Below are 20970 nucleotides of genomic sequence, written 5' to 3' on the forward strand. Positions count from 1 at the left end.
CCGCAGCATGGATGCTGCGGTCTAGGCCCCATGGATGGGTTCACGCCGACCCCGGCTAGGCACACCCGGTGCCCGGCACGGACCACTGGCAACATAGCAGCACCGAACGCCATAACCTGAGTTAACCGGCCACTATTATTCCATGGTAGGCATCACGAAATCTGCACCCAGGTCACCTTCCGGCCAGCGTGCCGTCACGGCTTTGCGACGGGTGTAAAAACGCACCCCTTCCATGCCGTGTATGTGGTTGCTGCCAAACAGCGAGCGCTTCCAGCCGCCGAAGGCATGGAAGGCCATCGGTACTGGAATGGGCACGTTTACGCCGACCATGCCGACCTGGATATCGCGGGTAAACTGGCGTGCTGCGCCACCGCTGCGGGTGTAGATTGAGGTGCCATTGCCGTATTCATGCGCGTTGATCAGTTTGACTGCGCTGACGTAATCCGGCACGCGCACTACGCACAATACCGGGCCGAAAATTTCTTCCTGATAGATCGTCATTTCTGGCGTCACGTGGTCGAACAGGCAACCGCCGATGAAATAGCCCGCCTCGTGTCCAGCTACTTTATGACCACGACCATCAACGACCAGCGTAGCACCCTCTTTCACGCCAGCATCGACATAGCCTGTGACCTTGGCCAGATGTTCACGGGTGACCAGCGGCCCCATATCCAGGCCTTTCTCAGCGCCGTTACCGATTTTCAGGGTACGGGCTTTTTCCGCCAGCTTGTCGACCAGTTCGTCGGCGATGTCGCCGACCGCGACCGCCACTGAAATCGCCATGCAACGTTCACCGGCAGAGCCATAGGCCGCCCCGGTCAGGGCGCTGACCGCGCCATCAATATCGGCATCGGGCATGACCACCAGGTGGTTCTTAGCGCCGCCAAGTGCCTGCACACGTTTGCCGTTGGCGCTGGCGGTGCTGTAAATGTATTCAGCAATAGGAGTCGAACCGACAAAACTAACCGCCTGAATGGACGGGTGAGTCAGTAATACATCGACGGCTTCCTTATCACCGTTCACCACATTAAACACGCCATCGGGCAAGCCAGCTTCTTTCAACCATTCGGCGACCAGCAGGGGCGCGCTCGGGTCTTTTTCGGAGGGCTTCATGATGAAGGTGTTGCCACAGGCAATGGCGACGGGCCACATCCACATCGGCACCATGGCCGGGAAGTTGAAGGGCGAAATGCCGGCGACCACGCCCAGCGGCTGATTGACCGACCAGGCATCGACACCACGACCGACCTGCTCGGTAATTTCGCCTTTCAGCAGGTGCGGAATGCCACAGGCGAATTCGACCACTTCCATGCCACGCACGACTTCACCGCGCGCGTCTTCAAACACCTTACCGTGTTCGGCGCTGATCACTTCGGCCAGTTCGTCCAGCCGTTCTTCAAGCAGCATTTTAAAGCGAAACAGAATGCGCGACCGGTTCAGGGGAGTGGTTTCAGACCAATCAACAAAGGCAGCCTTAGCCGCTTTAATGGCGCCGGCGACTTCGTCGGCACTGGCCAGAGAGACCTCTGCCGTCTGTTCACCCAGCGCCGGGTTGTACACCGGGCCGGAACGCTTGCTTGGCGCGGTGGTTGCGCCGTTTATAAAGTGGCTAATCTGTTTCATCGGGTTTCCAGTCTGATAAATAGAATAAGTCGGGGCCGGTTCAGTCGGTGGCCTCAATGGCGGTTTTCAGCGTCGACATCAGTTCGTCTATCTGCGCTTCATTGATGATCAGCGGCGGCGACATGGCAATGGTGTCACCGGTGCAGCGAACCAGCGCATTGCCTTTCCAGTAGCAATGGTGGAACACATCATAGCCACGGGCACCGGGCGCTTCGCGCGCTTCCAGTTCAATGGCGCCGATCAGGCCGATGTTACGAATGTCTTTTACGTGGCGCGTGCCTTTCAGGCTGTGCAGGGCATCCTGCCAAATGGGTTCCATCGCCAGCGTGCGCTCAAACAGGCCTTCCTGCTCGTAAATGTCGAGAGTCGCCAGAGCGGCGGCGGCGGCCACCGGGTGACCGGAGTAGGTGTAGCCATGGAACAGCTCGATCACCGACTCCGGGCCGTGCATAAAGGCATCGTGAATGAAGTCGGCCGCGAACACCGCGCCCATGGGGATGGCGCCGTTGGTCAGGCCCTTGGCGGTGGTCATCAGATCCGGTGTTACGCCAAAGCGGTTGGCGGCGAACGGCTTGCCGACGCGGCCAAAACCGGTGATGACTTCATCGAAAATCAGCAGAATGCCGTGCTGTCTGGTCAGTTCGCGCAGGCGCTGCAAGTAGCCTTTGGGTGGCAGAATGACGCCTGCCGAACCGGCGACCGGTTCCACGATGACGGCCGCAATGGTTTCTGCACCATGCAGCGCGATCATCCGTTCGAGGTCCTGAACCAGATCGGCACCGTGCTCGGGCAAACCCTTGCTGAAGGCATTTTCCGGTAACAATGTATGACGCATGTGATCGACGCCGTTCAGTCCCATGCCGAACGCCTTACGATTGTTCACCAGGCCACCAACAGAGATGCCTCCGAAGCCAACCCCATGGTAACCCCGTTCGCGGCCGATCAGGCGAGTACGCTCGCCCTGGCCCAGTGCCCGGTGATAAGCCAAAGCGATTTTCAGCGCAGTATCGACCGACTCTGAGCCGGAATTGGTAAAAAACACCTTATTAATGCCGTCTGGTGTGTGCTTGATCAGCCGCTCGGCCAGTTCAAACGGCTTGGGGTGGCCCATCTGAAAGGTCGGTGCGTAATCCATTTCACTGATCTGACGTGCGACGGCTTCAGAAATGTGCGCCCGGCCATGGCCGGCATTCACGCACCACAGCCCCGCCGTGCCGTCCAGAACACTGCGGCCGTCTTCCGTTGTGTAATGCATGCCTTCGGCGCCGACCATCAGTCGGGGCTCAGCTTTGAATTGCCGGTTGGCGGTAAAAGGCATCCAGAACGCATCGGTCTTCGCCGGTGAATCGGCCGAACGGGCCGTCTGGGTTTGCTTGGACGTGTTATCTGGGGTCTGGGTCATGGCCGTTCTCACTCCGACTGAACCGTGGCGCTACCGTCGGGCCGCACCTGTGATGTTTGTTATTTCGAACACATGGAGGCCAGTGTATGTAAAATAATTAAAACATCAAGTCTTGCTGAAGCCTTGATTCGATAGGGTCATCAAGGCGCATCTGCTAATAGCCGAGGGTCATATGGGCGGCATCGATAATCGGGGTGAAGCGCGCCCTTTGCGTTCAATATATTGAAACCCGGCCAGCGACTGGGGTAAGGTAGCGTGCAATAAGAATGACGCTGACTAACAGGTTCCCAACATGACCGATACCCTCGAATACTGGACTCAACGCGCCGCCGAGCTCAAGCCGGAAGGACGTGCCTTTATCAATGGCCAATACCAGGCTGCCAAGTCAGGCGAGACGTTTGAAAGCCGCAGCCCGATCGACAACCGGTTGCTGGCCAACGTAGCAGCCTGCGACAGTGCCGATGCCGACAGTGCCGTGCGTCACGCACGCGCTGCCTTTAATGATGGCCGCTGGTCGCAATTGCCGCCTGCCAAGCGTAAAACCATCCTGCTGCGCTTCGTCGACCTGATCAAGCAGCACGGCGACGAGCTTGCCCTGTTGGAAACGCTCGACATGGGCAAACCCATCTCTGATGCCCGCAATGTCGATATCCCGGCCACCCGCCGCAGCCTGCAGTGGTCGGCTGAGGCCATCGACAAACTCTACGACGAAGTCGCCCCAACCGGCCCGGGCGAACTGGGCCTGGTCACCCGCGAAGCTGTCGGCGTGGTTGCCGCCATCGTACCCTGGAACTTCCCGCTGATCATGGCCAGCTGGAAAATCGGCCCGGCCCTGGCCATGGGCAATTCGGTCATTCTGAAACCGTCTGAAAAATCCCCATTGTCGGCACTGCGCCTGGCCGCCCTGGCCAAAGAAGCGGGCATTCCCGACGGTGTGTTCAACGTACTGCCGGGCTTCGGCCACACCGTCGGCAAGGCGCTGGCGCTGCATATGGATGTAGACACCCTGGTGTTCACCGGCTCTACGGCCATTGCCAAACAACTGATGATCTACGCCGGCGAATCCAACATGAAACGGGTCTGGACCGAAGCGGGCGGCAAATCACCCAACGTCGTCTTCGCCGACGCACCGGACCTGCCGGCCGCCGCCAAAGCCGCCGCCGAGGGCATCTGCTTCAATATGGGCGAAGTCTGCACCGCGGGCTCTCGTCTATTAGTCGAGGCCAGCATTGCCGACGACTTCATGGCCGAAGTCGTGCGGGCGGTACAGGACTGGAAGCCTGGCAACCCGCTCGACCCGGCCACCAATGTGGGCGCCATTGTGGACGAGACCCAGCTCAAACGCGTTCAGGGCTACATCGACACCGGCAAAACCCAGGGCGCCCGTCTTTCGACCGGAGGTAACCGCGCCGACACCGTCGATGGCGGTTTCTTTATGGAACCGACCGTGTTCGAAGACGTCACCCGGGACATGACCATCTTCAAAGAAGAGATATTCGGACCCGTGCTGTCGGTGATAAGATTTACCGATGAAGCAGAGGCTCTGGCCATCGCTAACGACACCATTTATGGCCTGGCCGCCGCCGTCTGGACCAGCAATCTGAGCCGGGCGCACCGCTTTGCACGCGGTCTGCGGGCCGGGTCAGTCTGGGTCAACCAATGGGATGGCGGCGACATGACCGCACCCTTCGGGGGCTACAAGCAATCTGGTAATGGTCGCGACAAATCGCTGCATGCGTTCGACAAATACAGCGAAATCAAAGCCACCTGGATCAAGCTGTAACACCCCGGCACCATATACCGGTTAGCGGGGTGAGGCCTAAAGGAACAGGCCTCACCCCGAGCATACTGACCTCCAACGTTGGGCGCACTGGATGCAAGTAATCACTAACCTGTCCCAACACCGCCGCTGGCTGCACATCAGCCTGCTGTGCTTGCTCCCCCTGTTGACGGCCCAGGCCCGGGAACCAGTACACCTCACTCTGGGCGGAACCCCGGCGTCCTTTAACTATATGTCCACCCTGCTGACACGCTCACTGAATCACCAGGGCTATGCGGTGGAAATCACCAACCTTGGCAACATGCCCACCACCCGCCTCGAAGTGTTGATGGAACAGGGCAATATCGACACGCTGATACTGGGCCAGACCCCTGCCCGCAACGAACGCTTCCTGAACGTCCAGGTCGGCATGACCGACAATCTGGTGAACCACCGTATCCTGTTCATCCCTCCGGGCAGCCAGCAGGACTACAACCAGGTCAGCACACTCGACGATTTTATCGCGCTCAACAAAGTCGCCGGCATGGGTCAGGCCTGGGGCGACAAGCTCATCTGGGAAACCAACAACCTGCCGGTGCAGGGCATTCCCGGAGACTGGAAACGGCTCTACCAGATGGTGGCCTCGGGCCTGAGGGGCGTCGACTACCTGCCCCGGGGAGCCCATGAAATCGTACTCGAATGGCCTCAGCAGCAGGAGCTGGCTGTCGAGGAAAACCTGGTCTTCGTATACGACCGCGATCACATTCTGTACGTCACCCCCACCAACCCGGAATTGCATACCCTGCTCAATACCGTCATGAAAGCAGCCTATCAGGACGGTGTGATTCGTGATGTCGCCAATGAGTTGTTCAGTGAAGTCTATGAACCGCCGGTTAATTTACACCAGCGGCGGGTTATTACGCTGATTACACAGCCCGGTTGAGGGGTGTGGTGATCGGGTATTGTGCGAATAGCTGATTTCACTGGCACTGTGTTCTTCCAGTCGCCCAGGGGACTGGCCTCTTACAAAAGATGAAAACCGAACATGCCACCGTGCCGAGTGGAGGCTGCCGGGTAGGCCTATCCGGGGTAGTCCGCAACATGGATGTTGCGGTCTAGTCTCCATGGATGGATTCACGACGACCCCGGATAGGCCTACCCGGTGGCTTCCACGAACTCTTGGCACTTCACCAACAATTTCGGTTTTTCTGGACGCTTGTTGCCTGCCTCGTTATCCTCTTTCGCCATTGAACAGCGAGCGAGCGGACCCATCTGTGCACCGCGCTGGAGCGTAGGTTCAAGGGTCGTCTCGCTGGATGTTGCCGTTTTAACCAAGGGGAGTCTTACCCACCCATGAGTCTTTTCTGGATACTGCTGTTACCTTTGCTGGGGACAGTTGTACCCCTGCTGACTGATCGCTTCGGTCGTACCGCCTGTGCCTTTGCAACCGCCGCCCTGCCAGCGCTGGCACTGCTACTGGTATTGCTGCAGGTACCGGCCGTCTTCGACGGACAACCCGTGGTTGCCACCCTGCCCTGGATACCCCTGCTTGGCCTGGAATTGTCCGTGCATCTCGATGGACTGGCGCTGCTGTTTGCGATACTGGTACTCGGCATCGGCCTGCTGATCATCCTCTACGCCCGCTATTATCTGTCCGACAAAGACTCAATGGGTCTGTTCTACGCCTACCTGATCCTGTTCATGACCGCCATGCTCGGCATTGTGGTCTCGCATAACCTCCTGCAAATGTGGGTCTTCTGGGAAATGACCAGCGTCAGCTCCTTTTTGCTGATCAGCTTCTGGAACCACAACAGCGACGCCCGCAAAGGCGCCCGCATGGCCATGACCGTCACCGGCCTCGGCGGCCTGGCACTGCTGGCCGGCGTCATCATGATCGGCAACATCGTCGGCAGCTACGACCTGACCGCCGTACTCAGCAGTGGCGACCTGCTGCGCGAACATGCCGCCTACCCCGTCATCGTCATCCTGGTACTGCTCGGCGCTTTCACCAAATCAGCCCAGTTCCCGTTTCACTTCTGGCTGCCCTACGCCATGGCCGCGCCGACACCCGTGAGTGCTTACTTGCACTCCGCCACCATGGTGAAAGCCGGCATCTTTCTGATGGCCCGGTTTTACCCGGTACTGTCCGGCACCGAACTCTGGTTCGTGATTGTCAGCCTTACCGGCCTGACCACCCTGCTGATCGGCGCCTACACCGCCCTGTTCAAACACGACCTCAAAGGTCTGCTGGCCTACTCCACCGTCAGCCACCTGGGCCTGATCACCCTGCTGCTCGGCATGGGATCCGACATGGCCGCCGTCGCTGCCGTGTTCCACATCATTAATCACGCCATTTTCAAAGCCTCGCTGTTCATGGCCGCCGGCATCATCGACCACGAGACCGGCACCCGCGACATGCGAAGGTTGAACGGCCTGTGGAAGTACATGCCCTATACCGCCACCCTGGCGATGGTCGCTGCCGCGTCCATGGCTGGTGTCCCCTTGCTGAACGGCTTTCTGTCGAAAGAGATGTTCTTCGCCGAAACCCTGGACCAGAGCTCCCTCGGTTCCCTGTCCTGGATGATCCCGGTACTGGCGACTGTGGGTACCGCCTTTTCGGTCGCCTATTCGCTGCGCTTTATTCACGATGTGTTCTTCAACGGCGAGCCGGTCGACCTGCCCAAAACACCGCATGAACCGCCGCGCTACATGCGGCTACCGATCGACATTCTGGTCGCCCTGTGTCTGCTGGTCGGCATCTGGCCAGCGCTGCTGATTGGCAAATTGCTAGCGGCGGCGGCCGGTTCGGTAGTGGGCGGTGCATTGCCCGACTACGGCCTCTACATCTGGCACGGTTTCAACCTGCCGCTGCTGATGAGCGCCCTGGCGATGACCGGCGGCGCCTACGTCTACTTCAATCGGGAAAAACTGTTTACCTTCCAGGCCCAGTTCCCGGAAGCCAATGCCAACCTGATCTTCGACAAATCGGTGAAATGGGTGATGAAGCACTGCGCTCGCTTTATCGAGTGGTTCGAAAACGGGTCGCTGCAACGCTACGCCTTCCTGCTGATACTGCTGGCGCTGGTGTTGCTCGGCCTGCCCCTGATCGATCTGAACACCACTGCCGGTCTGCGCCCTCAGATTCCGGTCGATGCCGTCATGCTCTCCGGTGCAGCCCTGCTGGCATTGTCGTCTCTGGCGACCGTTATCTGGCACCGCAAGCGGCTGATTGCGCTGTTGATGCTGTCGGTGGTCGGGCTGATCGTGTCGCTTGCCTTCGCGCTGTTCTCCGCACCCGACCTGGCGCTGACACAGTTGTCGGTTGAAGTGGTCACCATCATTCTGTTGCTGTTGGCGCTGTTCTTCCTGCCGCAAAGCACACCCAAGGAATCGAGCCCGCGCCGGGTCGCGCGGGACCTGACCATTGCCGCCATCTTTGGTGGCATCATCGGCACCATCAACTACGCCATCATCACCCGGCCGCTGGACAGCATTTCCGATTTCTTCCTCGACAACGCCAAAAGCGGCGGTGGCGGCACCAACGTGGTCAACGTCATTCTGGTCGACTTCCGGGGGTTCGATACCCTGGGTGAGATCACCGTGCTGGGCATCGCCGCCCTTGGCATCTACAAACTGATCGCCCGGATGGGGCTGTTCAAACCGACCAGCGACGACGATGGCCGCCCCTGGACCGAAGACAAACACCCGATGATGCTCTCGGTCATTTCCCAGGGCCTGCTGCCGCTCGCCCTGCTGGTTTCGGCCTACATCTTCCTGCGCGGGCACAACCTGCCAGGTGGCGGCTTCATTGCCGGGCTGGTTACCTCCATTGCGATTATTCAGCAGTACATTGCCCACGGCGTCGACTGGCTCAAAGACCGGCTGAAACTCGACTACCAGAAGGTCATCGGCAGCGGTCTGCTGATCGCCACGCTCACTGGCCTCGGCAGCTGGGCGTTTGGCTACCCCTTCCTGACCTCCTGGTACGACTACTGGACCTGGCCGGTCATCGGCGAATTCGAGGTCGCCAGCGCCATAGCCTTTGACCTGGGTGTCTACCTGACCGTGGTCGGCGCCACCATGCTGATTCTGGCGAACCTGGGCCAGCACACCACCACTGAACGCGCACGAGAGACGGAGCACCAATAATGGAAGCCATCTTTGCCTTTTGCGTTGGCCTGATGACCGCTTGCGGCCTGTTTTTAACCTTGCGCGGCCGCACCTTCCCGGTGGTGGTCGGCATTACTTTGTTGTCCTATGCGGTGAACCTCTTTCTGTTTTCCAGCGGTCGACTGCTGATCAACGGCGCCACCATTCTGGGCCAATCAGATCAGTACGCCGACCCCCTGCCACAAGCTCTGGTGCTGACCGCCATCGTCATTGGTTTCGCGATGACCGCCTTCGTGGTGATTCTCGCCATCCGCGCCCGCTCCGATCTGGGCAACGACCACGTCGACGGCCGCAACCCACCGGGTGCCGGCCTGCCCAGTGACCGGCTCAAGGAGAAGAATTAATGCAACATTGGGCCGTGCTCCCCATTCTGATTCCCTTGCTGGCTGGCACCCTGATGCTGCTGCCACCGCTGGCCGGAACGATCCGTCGCCAGCGGATTGCCAGCCTGGTCAGCCTGGCACTGATGCTCGTCGGGGCTCTGGTGCTGTTCCGCCTGAGCACCCAGGCAACGCAACTGTATGTACTGGGTGACTGGCAACCGCCGTTCGGCATTCTGCTGGTGGCAGACCGGCTATCGTCCCTGCTGGTGCTGCTGACCACCGTGCTGGCGATCGGGGCGGTGCTCTATTCTCTGGCCGGCGACGACAACCGGGGTAAATACTTTCATTCGCTGATGATGTATCAGTTGATGGGTGTCAACGGGGCCTTTCTGACCGGCGATATTTTTAACCTCTTCGTCTTCTTCGAAGTGCTGCTCATTGCCTCATACGCCTTGTTGATTCACGGCGGTGGCAAGCAAAAAACCCAGGCCAACGTGCACTATATTGTGCTGAACCTGATCGGCTCGGCATTTTTCCTGTTTGCGCTCGGCATGCTCTACGGCACCCTCGGCACCCTGAACATGGCGCAAATGTCGACTCGCATTGCTGAGCTGACGCCCGGCGCCAGCATTCTGGCCGAGGCCGGGGCGCTGTTACTGCTGGTCGTGTTCGGCCTGAAAGCCGCGATGATGCCGTTGCACTTCTGGCTGCCCAAAGCCTATGCCTCTGCCTCTGCGCCGGTTGCGGCGATGTTCGCGATCATGACCAAGGTGGGCATCTACAGCATCTTCCGGGTGCATACCGTGGTGTTTGGTGAGCAGGCCGGAGACCTGGCCTACATTGCCATCCCGTGGATCTGGCCGATGGCGCTGCTGACGCTGGTGATAGGAGCGGTAGGCGTACTCGCAGCCCCGACGCTGCGCACCCTGGTCGCCAACCTGATTCTTATTTCCGCCGGCACCTTGCTGGTGGCGGTAGTATTGCTCAATACCCAGGCGGTCATCGGCGGGCTTTACTATCTGGTGCACACCACGCTGGTTACCGGTGCCCTCTTTTTACTGGCCGACGTGATCGCCCAGCAACGCGGTCAGGCGTCCGACCGTTTTGTGGTGTCACGGCCCATGAAACAGGCCCCCATGCTTGGCCTGTTGTTCTTTATCGGTGCGGTTACGGTTGCGGGTTTGCCGCCGCTCTCCGGTTTTGTCGGCAAGGCGTTGCTGCTGCAGGCGGCCCAAACCGCCACGGAGATGGGCTGGGTCTGGTCCACCATTCTGCTCAGCAGCCTGGCGGTGATCATTGCGCTTTCCAGGGCTGGCACCAACCTGTTCTGGCATGTATCGGGCAATAAAACCGGTACCGACAACGCACAGCCGATTCAGCTGATTGCCATTGCCTTCCTGCTGCTGGCCTCGCCGGCGCTGGTTATTTTTGGCGGCCCGGCTACCGAATTTGCCGAGGCAGCGGCTTTGCAAATGCAGCAGATGTACCCTGAAGTCCAGACGCTGATGGCGGAGGGCCAGCCATGAAACGACTACTGCCGTTCCCGTATTTGAGCCTGCTGCTGTTGATCGTCTGGCTGCTGATGAACAACAGCATGTCGCCCGGTCAAATTCTGCTCGGGCTGATTTTTGCGTTGCTGATTCCGCTCGGCACTTCGTCCATGCGCAAGAACCAGCCAACGCTGAAAAAGCCGCTGTCGGCGGCGAAATACCTGTTGATGCTGATGGGTGACATCATTGTCTCCAACGTTGAAGTCGCCATTCAGGTTCTGGGCCCCGTGCGCAAGATTAGCCCGGGCTTTATCGCCGTTCCGCTCGACATCACTCAGGATTTGCCCATTACCCTGCTGGCCAGCAGCATTTCACTGACGCCCGGCACCGTGAGCATCGAGGTGTCGGAAGATAAACGCTGGCTTTATGTTCATGTTTTGAATCTGGTGAACGAAGCCGACACCATCGCCAACATTAAACAGCGCTATGAAGCGCCGCTGAAGGAGATATTCGGATGCTGACGACGGTTGTTCTGATCAGTTGCACCTTTGTCGGCATCGGGCTGCTGCTCAACCTGTGGCGACTGCTAAAGGGCCCCAGTGTGCTCGACCGTGTGCTGGCGCTCGACACCATGTACATCAACAGCATCGCGTTAATTGTATTGCTGGGTTTGTATTTCGGCTCGCCGCTGTATTTCGAGGGCGCCCTGCTCATTGCCATGCTGGGTTTTGTCAGCACGGCGGCGCTGTGCAAATACCTGGTGCGCGGCGATCTGATCGAATAATACCGGGCGGCCCACGCCGCCTGCCGACCATTTGTGGAGTTGTTCAATGAGCCTTTTTGTAGAATGGCTGGTCATAATACTGTTATTGCTCGGTGCCTTTTTTCTGATGGTCGGTTCCATTGGCCTGGCCAAGCTGCCCGACTTTTACACCCGCCTCCATGCGCCCACCAAAGCCTCAACCCTGGGCATCGGTGCGGTGCTGATCGCCTCAACGCTATTCTTCAGCGTGACTCAGGAAGGCATCAGCGTAAAGGAACTGGTGATCACCCTGTTCCTGTTCATAACCGCCCCCATCACTGCCCACATGATGGGCAAGGCCGCCATGCACAAGGAAAAAAAGGCGATCGACCGCACCCAGAACCTGCACTTGCAGGAGCCCGCCCGCAATCGTCAACCGCCTGAGGCACCTGAAACGAATGAATAACGCGAATGTCATGAGATAACCATTCGCTCCAGGTCAACCACTTGCCATCCAAGGACTACCGGGTGCGCCTACAGCCGGCCGCTAGACCGCATGTATGCGGTCTCCGAGCCCCCAGCCGGGGCACACAAGTAAGAATGGGTAACCAGACGCGTTATTCAGCGACGCTCAAACTCATAGCATGGACCTACCACCGGTAAAACTGCGTACCTGCTCACAAATTTAGCTTTTATTCGCCTACCCTGCCGAAGTCAGTTTGACAGCCCTGCCACCCGCTGCTTTTCTTCCACAGGCACTTACGTTGTCGCGATGTTCAGATCGTGAAGTGACTTGGGTGTCCCCGTATCGTGTTGCTGTCTGCGTGGACAAGGAACATCCACTGGTGTCATGGCACCAGCTAGGGAACGGGTTAGCCTATGTCTGATGCTTCAGCCAACACTGCGCCACAGACGCCGCCTGCTGAAGGCGAGTATCGACTGGTTGTCACCTCTATTGGAAAGGCCACACCGGCGTCCGCCAAATCCATCGCACTTGGGCTCGGCGTTTCCGTTCAAAGCGTACTTAATGCCCTCTACCGCGCGCCCTCCATTCTAATTGACCGGGTGTCGGTCGACATCGCCGAACAAATGCAAACGTTACTGGCCAGCCTCGGCTACGAGACGCGAATCGACTCCTGTGATCAGCCCTTGACGCCTGCGGATGGCTATGTCGACATCGCCGCTTATATTACTGACGTTCAGGCTTACGACCGCATCCTTGATGAACTCGCGCGCTTTCTCGGCACGACCGCCGCTGAGACATCGCACCTGCTCACCTCGCCGCCCGGCATCATTCTCGGCAATGTCAGCCAGGCTACGCTGATTGCGCTGCGTGACCGACTGGGCGATGGCATTGAACTGATCGCCTCGAACCCGAAAACCGCTCGCTACAGTGTCTTTCTGACGGCAGACAGCCCCGAGCAGGCTCAGCGTACCGGTCTGGAGCTGCGCCGACGGGGCTACCAGCCTATTGCCGACCAGGGCTGCGTACTGATTGACCTCGACAAAACACAGGCCGATGCACTCTGGTCAGCCTTTCAGAAGGCCAACACCCTGCGAGTGATCAATCAGGATTTCCTGCGCTACGATCTGGTACTGACCGAACCCGGCCAGGGTGCCACCGCCGACGCCTGTGCCGCCCTTGGCGACTTGGCAGGCATCCCTGAACACATCATTGCGAAACTCTTTGCCAATACCCCCATCACCCTGATCGAAGCACTGCCCAACGAGCACCTGCAATCCACACTGCTGGCGCTGACGCAGACCGGGCTCAGCGTCCGTGCCGACCTGATCAGCTTTATGCCGCTGGGACTGAAAATCACGCACACCCGGGAGCCCCGGCAATTGCAGCGCACGCTGCAGTCTCTGGGCTTGCTCGACGGCGCCCAAACGACCCTGCCTGCACTCCCCTTCCAATTGCCCTACGCCCTGCCTGAATTGCAGGCTCGGGTGGTACGCGGGGCTTTGGCAGCAACCGGTACAGCAGCAGAACTGGTGGAGATAGCCTCATGACTCAGGCGAGAACAACGCAGTCAGCCAAACCAGCCAGCGCCGACGCACACGCTTACCACCTGGGTGTGGCTGAAGCCGGAAAATGCTGTGCACTCAGGGGCGATCATGACGAAGCCCTGCGTCACTATCGCGAGGCCATCAAGCTCGCGGTGTCGGCCCGAGCGCCCGAAGTGTTTTTCCGGCACTACAGCCAATGCGTACTGGAGAGCCTGGAGCTGACCGGAAGCTATCAGGACGTGCTGGATTACTGCGAAAAGGCCGATGAGTACTATCAGACCCTTCGGCTAGAGCCGGGCAATCAGCGCCGGCTACACGCCCGGGATCACGGCAGCATCCTCGAACGCCAGGGCCTGATCTACGCCAAACTCGGCGATCGCAAGGCGGCCTTTGCCAGCCTGGAAAAAGCACGCCAGATTGCCGGGCAAAACACCCTGGGGCTGACCGAACAGGTCATTGGCTGGTTGCAGCGCGGCCTGCACCCGGACCCGGCCCGCCTGACCGACGCCCAGCGCAAGCATCACTATTTCAGCGTTCGTACCGACCAGGTCGACGCTCGCCGGGCACGCCCGTTACCGGCAGCGACGAACGCCGGTCCAGCGTCGCACCGCACCCGCAGTTCACTGTTATAAACCGCTGATTACTCCGCCTCCAGGCGGCCAGGAGAAAGGCAATGACAGATTACGATGGACTCACACCCGGCCAGGTACTGGCAGACGCCAGTGTCGCCGAATTCATTAAAACTCTGGGCTTGTCCATTGCGGAGGCACAACAGGCACTGGATGAAAACTCGGTTGATCAGATCGCCGAATTCATCACCCCCAGGGACGGACTCGGCGGTCGCACCTTGCTCGACCTGGGTCTGTCTCCGGCGTTTTATCATTACCAACACGCCGATATTTCCTGTTCCTTGCAATTGAGTTTGCGCGTCGAAAAAGACCTGAGCGTGGGTTTGAACCTGAACGGCTCATTCAACGACACCCAAACCTCCGACAGCGATCAGTCCGAAAGCAGTGAAAGCACCGAGAGCGGATCGAGCACGGCCTCGCGTGAGCGCACCGCTGAAATCAGCGTGCAATCATCCAGTACCGGTGCACTGACCCTGGGCGGCCGCCAATTCCAGATCAGCGGTGATGACCCCCTGGCACGCATCCGTGCACTGCAGGAGGCGGTTACATCTGACGCCCAGGCTGGTGTGCCGCGTCTGTTGTACGAACACCCCGACCGTACATTCACCATTAGCACCGATGCCGAACCCGAAAAAGTGGCCACCACCGACCGCACCGTCGCGTTTAAGGGCGGGGGCTTCGACCGCTGCGTGATTCAGATCGACGCCAACAGCGCTACCGATTATGAATTTAATGGCAGTATCACGGTAAACACCACCGCCCAGGGGGCACTGCAGGCGTACGCCGACCATGTCAAAACCGAAGTGGAAGGAGCGGGCTACACGGCATCGCTCTACGCGCCCACCGACCCGATCACCACCACCCATTTCAAAACCGGCAAGCACCACCTGGAAACCTTCAGCATCGATGGCACCACGTACAACGACGACATGATTCAGAGCCTTGGCTATCTGGCCCAGTTCGCCAAGGATCATAATTTTGAACTCGAAGTCAAAGGCTTTGCCGACGCTCAGCGGTACCGGAATCAGAGCCCTTCCGAATCAAACCAGAGCAATATCGATCTGGGCAACTGCCGGGCCGATGAAGTCATTCGAATTCTGTTGGGCCAGGGGCTGCCCGCAAACCAGGTAAGGCGGATAACGTCGGAAGGCTCCGCCGATGCACAGGCCGCCGGTGGTACGCCCGACAACGTGAACTTTCGCAAAGCAGAAATTCGCATCAAAAACCGCTCGGTCTATTACCTGCTGGTGCGCTCGCCCAACTCAGGCCTAACCATCGAAAGTGTCACACCGGATAAAACCACGCCCGGCACCAGCGGCAATGGGTTTGCCTGGTTGTACCGGCCTCAGTCACTGTCTCTGTCTGGCAAGAAAGTCACCATTGAAGGGACGGATTTTCCCTTCTCCGGTGCGTCAGCCGCAGGCCATGCAGCGGGCAGTCCGTCAGCCTATGCCGAGAATCTGAAGAACGATATTAACGCCAACGCCAGTGTCGATTTCAGTGCCTCTGCCGAGGCCAATGTGGTGACGGTGTTTGGCAAGAGCACACCGTTCCGGCTGACGCTGGTGTCCTCTGAAGAACGCTCGATACAAATCAGCGGCACCGAGGGTATCACCGTAACCCGGCAGTTCACACGCACCGAGTCTTCGAGTCTGACGCGGCAAAACACCGGCAATCGCACCGTGGCGGTTGGGGCATCACTGGATGTGCGTTTCTCGCGTCAGTTTGAAATGAACGTCACCGGCAACTCTTCCATTTCGGCGCGACTGGTCTCCATTCCCGCACCACCGGAGTTTCTGGAAACCATAAAAACCTTTCTGGCACAGAACGATTGAACGGCCATGAAGCAACGACCGAGGAGCATTCATCATGAGTGAGGTACCGGCGGTTACCCGCTCGTTAATGTCGGCCCCGCTGCCGCAGATTATTGAAAAGCTGGGGGTCGCCATTGCCCAGGCGCAACTGGCGCTCGATAAAAATTCGATCGAGATTGCCCAGTCGCTGGCCGAGTCGGAAGTCGAGATTGGCGACACCACCTACAACCTGTTATCGCTCGGATTTGTGCCCAGCTTTTATGCGTTTACCGAGGCGACGGTGGAAGCCAAGCTCAGTTTCAGCATGACGGAAAGCACCGAAACCTCGGTAAATGTCGGGGTGCAGGTGGGCGTTCAGTACGGCGTTTTTATGGCAGCGGCGTCGGTTGATGTGGGCTATGCCCGAAAGTTCTCGGTATCGGCTGAAGGCATGTCGTCCATCGCAGCGCGGCTGGTGTCGTTACCCGCACCGGAAACGTTTTTATTGTTACTGAAACAACAATACCAGCAAGACATTTGACCAACCGGAACTGAACAGTCAGCCAGAGGAGAACGGCAATGGCAATAGGACAAGAACTGCTGAACGTGCCCATGGGCGATATGATCCGGCAAATGGCCTTCGCCATCGCCGATGGTCAGTATCAGCTCGATGAAAACTCGATCAACGTTGCCGAAATGATGGGCGGCCTGACCACAGTGTATGACGAGCGCGGCGAGGTCACCTTTGACGACAGCCGGGTATTTTTCGGCTACGAATACATGACCCTGGCCGAGGCGGTGGCCTATGCCACCGTTGATGATGCCGTATCGGGCTCGTTAGATGAAAACGAGGCCGTCAAACTGCTCGATCTGGTCAAAAAGATCGCCAAAGACCTGCACGATGTCGATGATGTGGCCAGCCTGGATGCCAATCAGAAAAAACTAGAGATTCGGGTACCCGTTCGCCATTCGATGATGGAGCTGGGCTTTGTTCCCACCTTCTATCAATTCGTCGACACCATTATCGAAGTTAAAATCGCGATCAAGATTACCCGTGAACGCGAGTACACCCGTACCCGCAGCAATAAGACGACAGACAAAGCCAACGCCTACAAACGCAAGCGTTCTTTCTGGGGCACTTCCAGATCTTCAGGTTCTGAAAGCACGGTCACCACCAGTCAGGTCGATGCTACCTACTCCAGCAAATATTCCTACACGGCTGAAGGGGCTTCCATTCTGCGCACAAAGATCGTTCCGGTGCCGCCACCGACCGTGCTGGAAGATCGCATTCGCTCCTTCATGGAATCCGAAGAGGCACGGCGCGAAGCCAACCTCGAGGTCCGGCGCCGTGATATGGGGCTGGATACTGACGACGATGCGTAAATTCCCGCGCGATTTTTGCGGCAGACAGGCAGAGGGCTAACCCATGTCCATTGGCACAGAAATGCAAAACACGCCCTTCCCCGAGATGGTGCGAACACTCGGGATCGGCATCGCAGAAGCCCAGTATGAACTCGATCTGGTATCACTCAAGATCGCACGGATGATGGCCGGCTACGCACCCGACCCGGAACCCGAAGACGGCGAACCCGCTCCCACGCCAACCACTCCACCGGAGCGCAACATGCTGGTGAAGCTGGGCGATGGCAACGAGTACTCCCTGCTGGAACTAGGCTTCGTGCCCACCTTCTATCAGTTTGTCGACACCCTGATCGAATTGAAGCTGTCGATTTCGATGTCGCGCGAAACCAACTTCAAACGTTCGTCCACCAATGTGAATGCATCGGTCAGCGGTAAGGTCGGGTTCTTTTCGGCCTCCGCCAAAATGAGCGTCAGTTCGGTGTCGGCCAGTTATTCCTCCAAATATCAGTACTCGGCAGAGGGCTCCTCGCTGATGCGCACCAAGCTGGTACCGGTTCCGGCCCCGGCGATACTGGAAGAGCGCATCCGTTCCATGATTGCCAGTACCCTTACTGACGCCGACGATGAGTGAACCATGACCCGACGGACCTGGCGCGACCTGGATCAGGATTCAAACGGGCGTTCAGCATCGTCCACTGGGCCGTCCGCTGGGCCGTCCGCTCCGGCCGCGGCGACAGGCTCCAGCGGGGCGTCTGACCTGGCAGAGGCCGCCCGGCTGGCCCCGAACAGTCAACTCAACCAGCTGTTGAACCGGCGCAATGAACTGGAATCCAAACTGCGCGGCCTGACCGGCAATTCGCAACAGGACCCGGCCATCAGCCAGCGTTTCCCGGTGGCCAGCTTCGCCGAACGGCGCCAGCAAGAGCAGGAATGGGCCGCCCAACGGGCTGCCGCCCGGCAACGGCAGAGTGACCCTGTGCCGGTGGGGACGCCACGCGGCAGCCTTCCTGCGTCGCCACTCGAAGGCCGCATGTATGACGGGCTGCCGGGCCGCAGTGGCCTGAGTGAGGGGCCAGACAATCGCTTTGTTACGGCCAGCCGCCAGGCTCGCTCTGGCTTGCGTCGCATTGGCGAAGCACTGACGCCACCCCAATCGGTCAGCCAGCCAGTGCGAGACGCCCGGCAGTCGGTCGACGGCGCACGCGATCAACTGCGCGATCTCGACCAGCAACTGGCCAGCGAAGGGGTATCCGAAGCAGACCGGGCCGAGCTGCGCAAAACCTTGCAAGGCGACCGGCTCGACAAGACCAGCGCCGTTTTAAACCGCGCCCAGTCGGCACTCGATGCGCCTCAGCGAGCCGTCGAGCGCATTGAATCCGGCTGGCAAGCCCGTGAACAACGCCTGACTGGCGCCATGGACCGGTTTTCCAGCTACGCCGATCGTCGCGAACAGCGCCTGTCGCTCGACAGCGGCGGCTCCGGAGACCTGTTCGCTCGCATGCAGGCGAACCGACAACGCGCCCTGGAACGACGGCGCGAACAACAACAGGCCGAACAACGCGATCAGCAGCGCCGGGAGCGGGCGCTGGCCAAACAGCGCGAACGATCACGGGAACAGGACAGTGCCTGATACACCCTGGACGTCAACGTAACGGGCATCAATCGAGGTAGTTGAATGAGCGAAGGAAAATTCATTGCAGACACGCTGGAAAGCGTACTGGTCGGCATTGCCGAAAGTCTGCGCGAAGCCCAGGAAGAACTGAACAGCATAGCGCCACTCGACGGTTATGGACGGCCTGCCCCCCAATACCGCATACCGCATCTGGATTTCGAAGTGGGCTTTCAGCTCAAATCCGAAACCCGATCCGGCGGGGGCGTTCGCTACCTGTTTGCCCCCGTTAACAGTAGCGAGGCGTCCAAAGAAGTGACCAGCCGGATAACCGGCCGCTTTGTGGCCGTGCCCCCGGGTGAAGGGATGCCGGTCCCACAGCTGGCCGCCGACATTACCTCAGCGGGTAACCGCCGCACCGTGACATTCACAGCCACCACCAGTGCCGGCGAAGTACTGACCGGTGCCGACATAGAACTGAACCTCGACCGGGAAGCCTCGATCGGCTTGTCCAAAGCCGCTGGCGTCAGTTCACCCCGGCTAACGGCGGTGTCGCTGAGCAGTGCCGTGGTACAGACCGATGCGTCGGGCGTGGCGGTCACTGACGTGCAACTCGGCGGTGCGCTGCAAACCGCCGCCAGGGTGGTTTTGGTCGCAGAGCTTGGCTTTGAAACCCTGCGTCTGGTCATCGGCAAGGAGGTCAGCTGATGGGCAAAGTCATCGCCACCGTTCACTTGCTGACCGATGAAGGCAAAGTTGCCGAAGGCCATACCCTGAGCCTGGAAGCCTACCAGTTGAAAAACCGTCGCTGGCAAGCCGTTGCCAGAAGCAAAACCGACGCCGAAGGCAAGGCCACGCTGACCACCAACAACAGCGCCGTCAGCGACACCATGGCCCCGGCCTTACGCCTGACGGAAGCCGGTTCACCGGCACCGCGTGTCCTCGCCCACGGCGGGCTGATGCAATATGACACCCGTCAGCAAACCCTGTTTCTCGATTTTGGAAAAATCGAGCGCTTGGAAGAAACCGCACACCGGTTGCAGCACGTCGACAGTCGCTTCGCTCGCACCAATGAATCGGTGGCCGGGGCACCGGTCGCGCCGCAGATTTCAACGCTGGCCGTCAACCGACTGGTGATGGCCAACCCGACCCTGACCGCCAATCTAACCCGAGTCGATGTGGCCAGCGAAAGAGCAAGACCTACGGCCGAAGTCCCCGGCGTGAAGCTGGACCCAGCCGTTACCGCCACCCTGCTGAACACCAAAGAACTCGATACGCTCAAAGCCCGGGAAGTGCAATTGAACGCCCAGCTACTCGATAAAAGTCGTGAATTCACACTGACCGCCGAGCAACTCTCAACCGCCAAAAGCCGCATCAGCACCCTTGAAACCAACCTGTCGCAAACCGCGACCGAAAAGGAAGCGCTGGCCGCAAAAGTGAAACAACTGGAATCCACCACCCGCAAACCGGCCGCGATAGAAACGGTGCTGGTCGGTCTGGGTTCAAAAGTGAGCAGCTCCAATACCCGCATGAAGGCCGAGGCACTGCCTTACCGGCTGGGGAACGTGAAAATCGATTTGCGCGGGTCCATGTCGGACGACGGGAGTTCCATCGTCATGGGCGAAGCCGGTGGCGGCTTCAGCACCGAGCTGATCAGTGAGTCAGCCGATACCGGCGAAACCAGAACGTCGGTCCCGGACGTCATTGGCCTGACAGAAAGTGCGGCGCGCCGGGTACTGCGATCAGTCGGATTGCGCATGGCCAGCGCCCACCAGCAACTTGCCGAGGGGGCGGGTGTACCCGGCCAGGCACTCAGTCAGCACCCGGCCCCCAGCAGCGAAGCGGAGTACGGCAGCTCGGTCATGGTGGTGTTTGGCGAACGCAAACAAGAGGCTGCACCGAAATGATTCTGATACACAGGCCTTTCCGGTGCTTCGGAGTTCGCAGGCAAAGGACTAGCACCGGGTGCCAGGTAGGGCTATCGAGGGTGGTCCGCAGCAAGGATGCTGCGGTCCAGGCCCCATGGAAGGGTTTACGCCGACCCTCAATAGCCCTACC

General features: G+C 59.2%; 19 protein-coding genes. 17 read left to right on the plus strand and 2 right to left on the minus strand.

Translation table 11 applies throughout. The features are described 5' to 3' along the window. Window positions 1-135: 135 nt before the first annotated feature. On the minus strand, window positions 136-1623 hold the full coding sequence (locus tag ACHUE7_RS17150; protein WP_394171103.1) for a CoA-acylating methylmalonate-semialdehyde dehydrogenase: 1488 nt from the start codon (window positions 1621-1623) through the stop codon (window positions 136-138). A 40-nt stretch (window positions 1624-1663) separates the two neighbouring features. Beyond that, complete coding sequence (gene aptA, locus ACHUE7_RS17155) at window positions 1664-3025, minus strand: omega-aminotransferase AptA (protein ID WP_394171104.1); 1362 nt, start codon at window positions 3023-3025, stop codon at window positions 1664-1666. A 292-nt stretch (window positions 3026-3317) separates the two neighbouring features. Here aptA and ACHUE7_RS17160 point away from each other — a divergent pair, with 292 nt between their 5' ends. From ACHUE7_RS17160 to ACHUE7_RS17240, 17 genes are all read left to right on the plus strand, one after another. Beyond that, window positions 3318-4808: an aldehyde dehydrogenase gene (locus ACHUE7_RS17160; RefSeq protein WP_394171105.1), complete on the plus strand. Its 1491-nt coding sequence runs from the start codon at window positions 3318-3320 to the stop codon at window positions 4806-4808. Window positions 4809-4899: 91 nt separating this feature from the next. Then, complete coding sequence (locus ACHUE7_RS17165) at window positions 4900-5727, plus strand: hypothetical protein (protein ID WP_394171107.1); 828 nt, start codon at window positions 4900-4902, stop codon at window positions 5725-5727. A 410-nt stretch (window positions 5728-6137) separates the two neighbouring features. Beyond that, the gene (locus ACHUE7_RS17170) at window positions 6138-8933 is read left to right on the plus strand and encodes a monovalent cation/H+ antiporter subunit A (protein ID WP_394171108.1); all 2796 of its coding nucleotides are present in this window, start codon (window positions 6138-6140) and stop codon (window positions 8931-8933) included. Further along, window positions 8933-9298, plus strand: a complete 366-nt coding sequence (locus ACHUE7_RS17175; protein WP_127558074.1) for a Na+/H+ antiporter subunit C — start codon at window positions 8933-8935, stop codon at window positions 9296-9298. The genes ACHUE7_RS17170 and ACHUE7_RS17175 overlap by 1 nt, the downstream gene beginning before the upstream one ends. Beyond that, the gene (locus tag ACHUE7_RS17180; RefSeq protein WP_394171109.1) at window positions 9298-10803 is read left to right on the plus strand and encodes a monovalent cation/H+ antiporter subunit D; all 1506 of its coding nucleotides are present in this window, start codon (window positions 9298-9300) and stop codon (window positions 10801-10803) included. The genes ACHUE7_RS17175 and ACHUE7_RS17180 overlap by 1 nt, the downstream gene beginning before the upstream one ends. After that, window positions 10800-11288: a Na+/H+ antiporter subunit E gene (locus ACHUE7_RS17185; RefSeq protein ID WP_394171110.1), complete on the plus strand. Its 489-nt coding sequence runs from the start codon at window positions 10800-10802 to the stop codon at window positions 11286-11288. The genes ACHUE7_RS17180 and ACHUE7_RS17185 overlap by 4 nt, the downstream gene beginning before the upstream one ends. Next, window positions 11282-11551: a K+/H+ antiporter subunit F gene (locus ACHUE7_RS17190; protein WP_394171112.1), complete on the plus strand. Its 270-nt coding sequence runs from the start codon at window positions 11282-11284 to the stop codon at window positions 11549-11551. Before ACHUE7_RS17185 ends, ACHUE7_RS17190 begins: the two co-directional genes overlap by 7 nt. A gap of 46 nt (window positions 11552-11597) precedes the next feature. Further along, complete coding sequence (locus ACHUE7_RS17195) at window positions 11598-11975, plus strand: Na+/H+ antiporter subunit G (RefSeq protein WP_394171113.1); 378 nt, start codon at window positions 11598-11600, stop codon at window positions 11973-11975. 413 nt (window positions 11976-12388) lie between these two features. Beyond that, a complete protein-coding gene (locus ACHUE7_RS17200; RefSeq protein ID WP_394171114.1) occupies window positions 12389-13522 on the plus strand; it encodes a hypothetical protein in 1134 nt (377 codons plus the stop codon). Next, window positions 13519-14151 (plus strand): hypothetical protein, encoded by a 633-nt coding sequence (locus ACHUE7_RS17205; RefSeq protein ID WP_394171115.1) that lies wholly within the window; start codon window positions 13519-13521, stop codon window positions 14149-14151. Before ACHUE7_RS17200 ends, ACHUE7_RS17205 begins: the two co-directional genes overlap by 4 nt. A gap of 41 nt (window positions 14152-14192) precedes the next feature. After that, entirely contained in the window at window positions 14193-15983 is a 1791-nt protein-coding gene (locus ACHUE7_RS17210; RefSeq protein WP_394171116.1) for a hypothetical protein, read from the plus strand. A gap of 34 nt (window positions 15984-16017) precedes the next feature. Beyond that, complete coding sequence (locus ACHUE7_RS17215; RefSeq protein WP_127558090.1) at window positions 16018-16482, plus strand: hypothetical protein; 465 nt, start codon at window positions 16018-16020, stop codon at window positions 16480-16482. Between the two features lie 38 nt (window positions 16483-16520). After that, the gene (locus ACHUE7_RS17220) at window positions 16521-17324 is read left to right on the plus strand and encodes a hypothetical protein (protein ID WP_394171118.1); all 804 of its coding nucleotides are present in this window, start codon (window positions 16521-16523) and stop codon (window positions 17322-17324) included. A 43-nt stretch (window positions 17325-17367) separates the two neighbouring features. Next, window positions 17368-17934 (plus strand): hypothetical protein, encoded by a 567-nt coding sequence (locus ACHUE7_RS17225; protein ID WP_213676660.1) that lies wholly within the window; start codon window positions 17368-17370, stop codon window positions 17932-17934. A 3-nt stretch (window positions 17935-17937) separates the two neighbouring features. Then, on the plus strand, window positions 17938-18933 hold the full coding sequence (locus tag ACHUE7_RS17230; protein ID WP_394171119.1) for a hypothetical protein: 996 nt from the start codon (window positions 17938-17940) through the stop codon (window positions 18931-18933). 45 nt (window positions 18934-18978) lie between these two features. After that, entirely contained in the window at window positions 18979-19620 is a 642-nt protein-coding gene (locus ACHUE7_RS17235) for a hypothetical protein (protein WP_394171120.1), read from the plus strand. Continuing rightward, complete coding sequence (locus tag ACHUE7_RS17240; RefSeq protein WP_394171121.1) at window positions 19620-20819, plus strand: PASTA domain-containing protein; 1200 nt, start codon at window positions 19620-19622, stop codon at window positions 20817-20819. The genes ACHUE7_RS17235 and ACHUE7_RS17240 overlap by 1 nt, the downstream gene beginning before the upstream one ends. The last annotated feature ends 151 nt before the right edge of the window (window positions 20820-20970 follow it).

Source organism: Saccharospirillum alexandrii, assembly GCF_043641555.1.
GTDB classification, from domain to species: Bacteria; Pseudomonadota; Gammaproteobacteria; order Pseudomonadales; family Natronospirillaceae; genus Saccharospirillum; species Saccharospirillum alexandrii_A.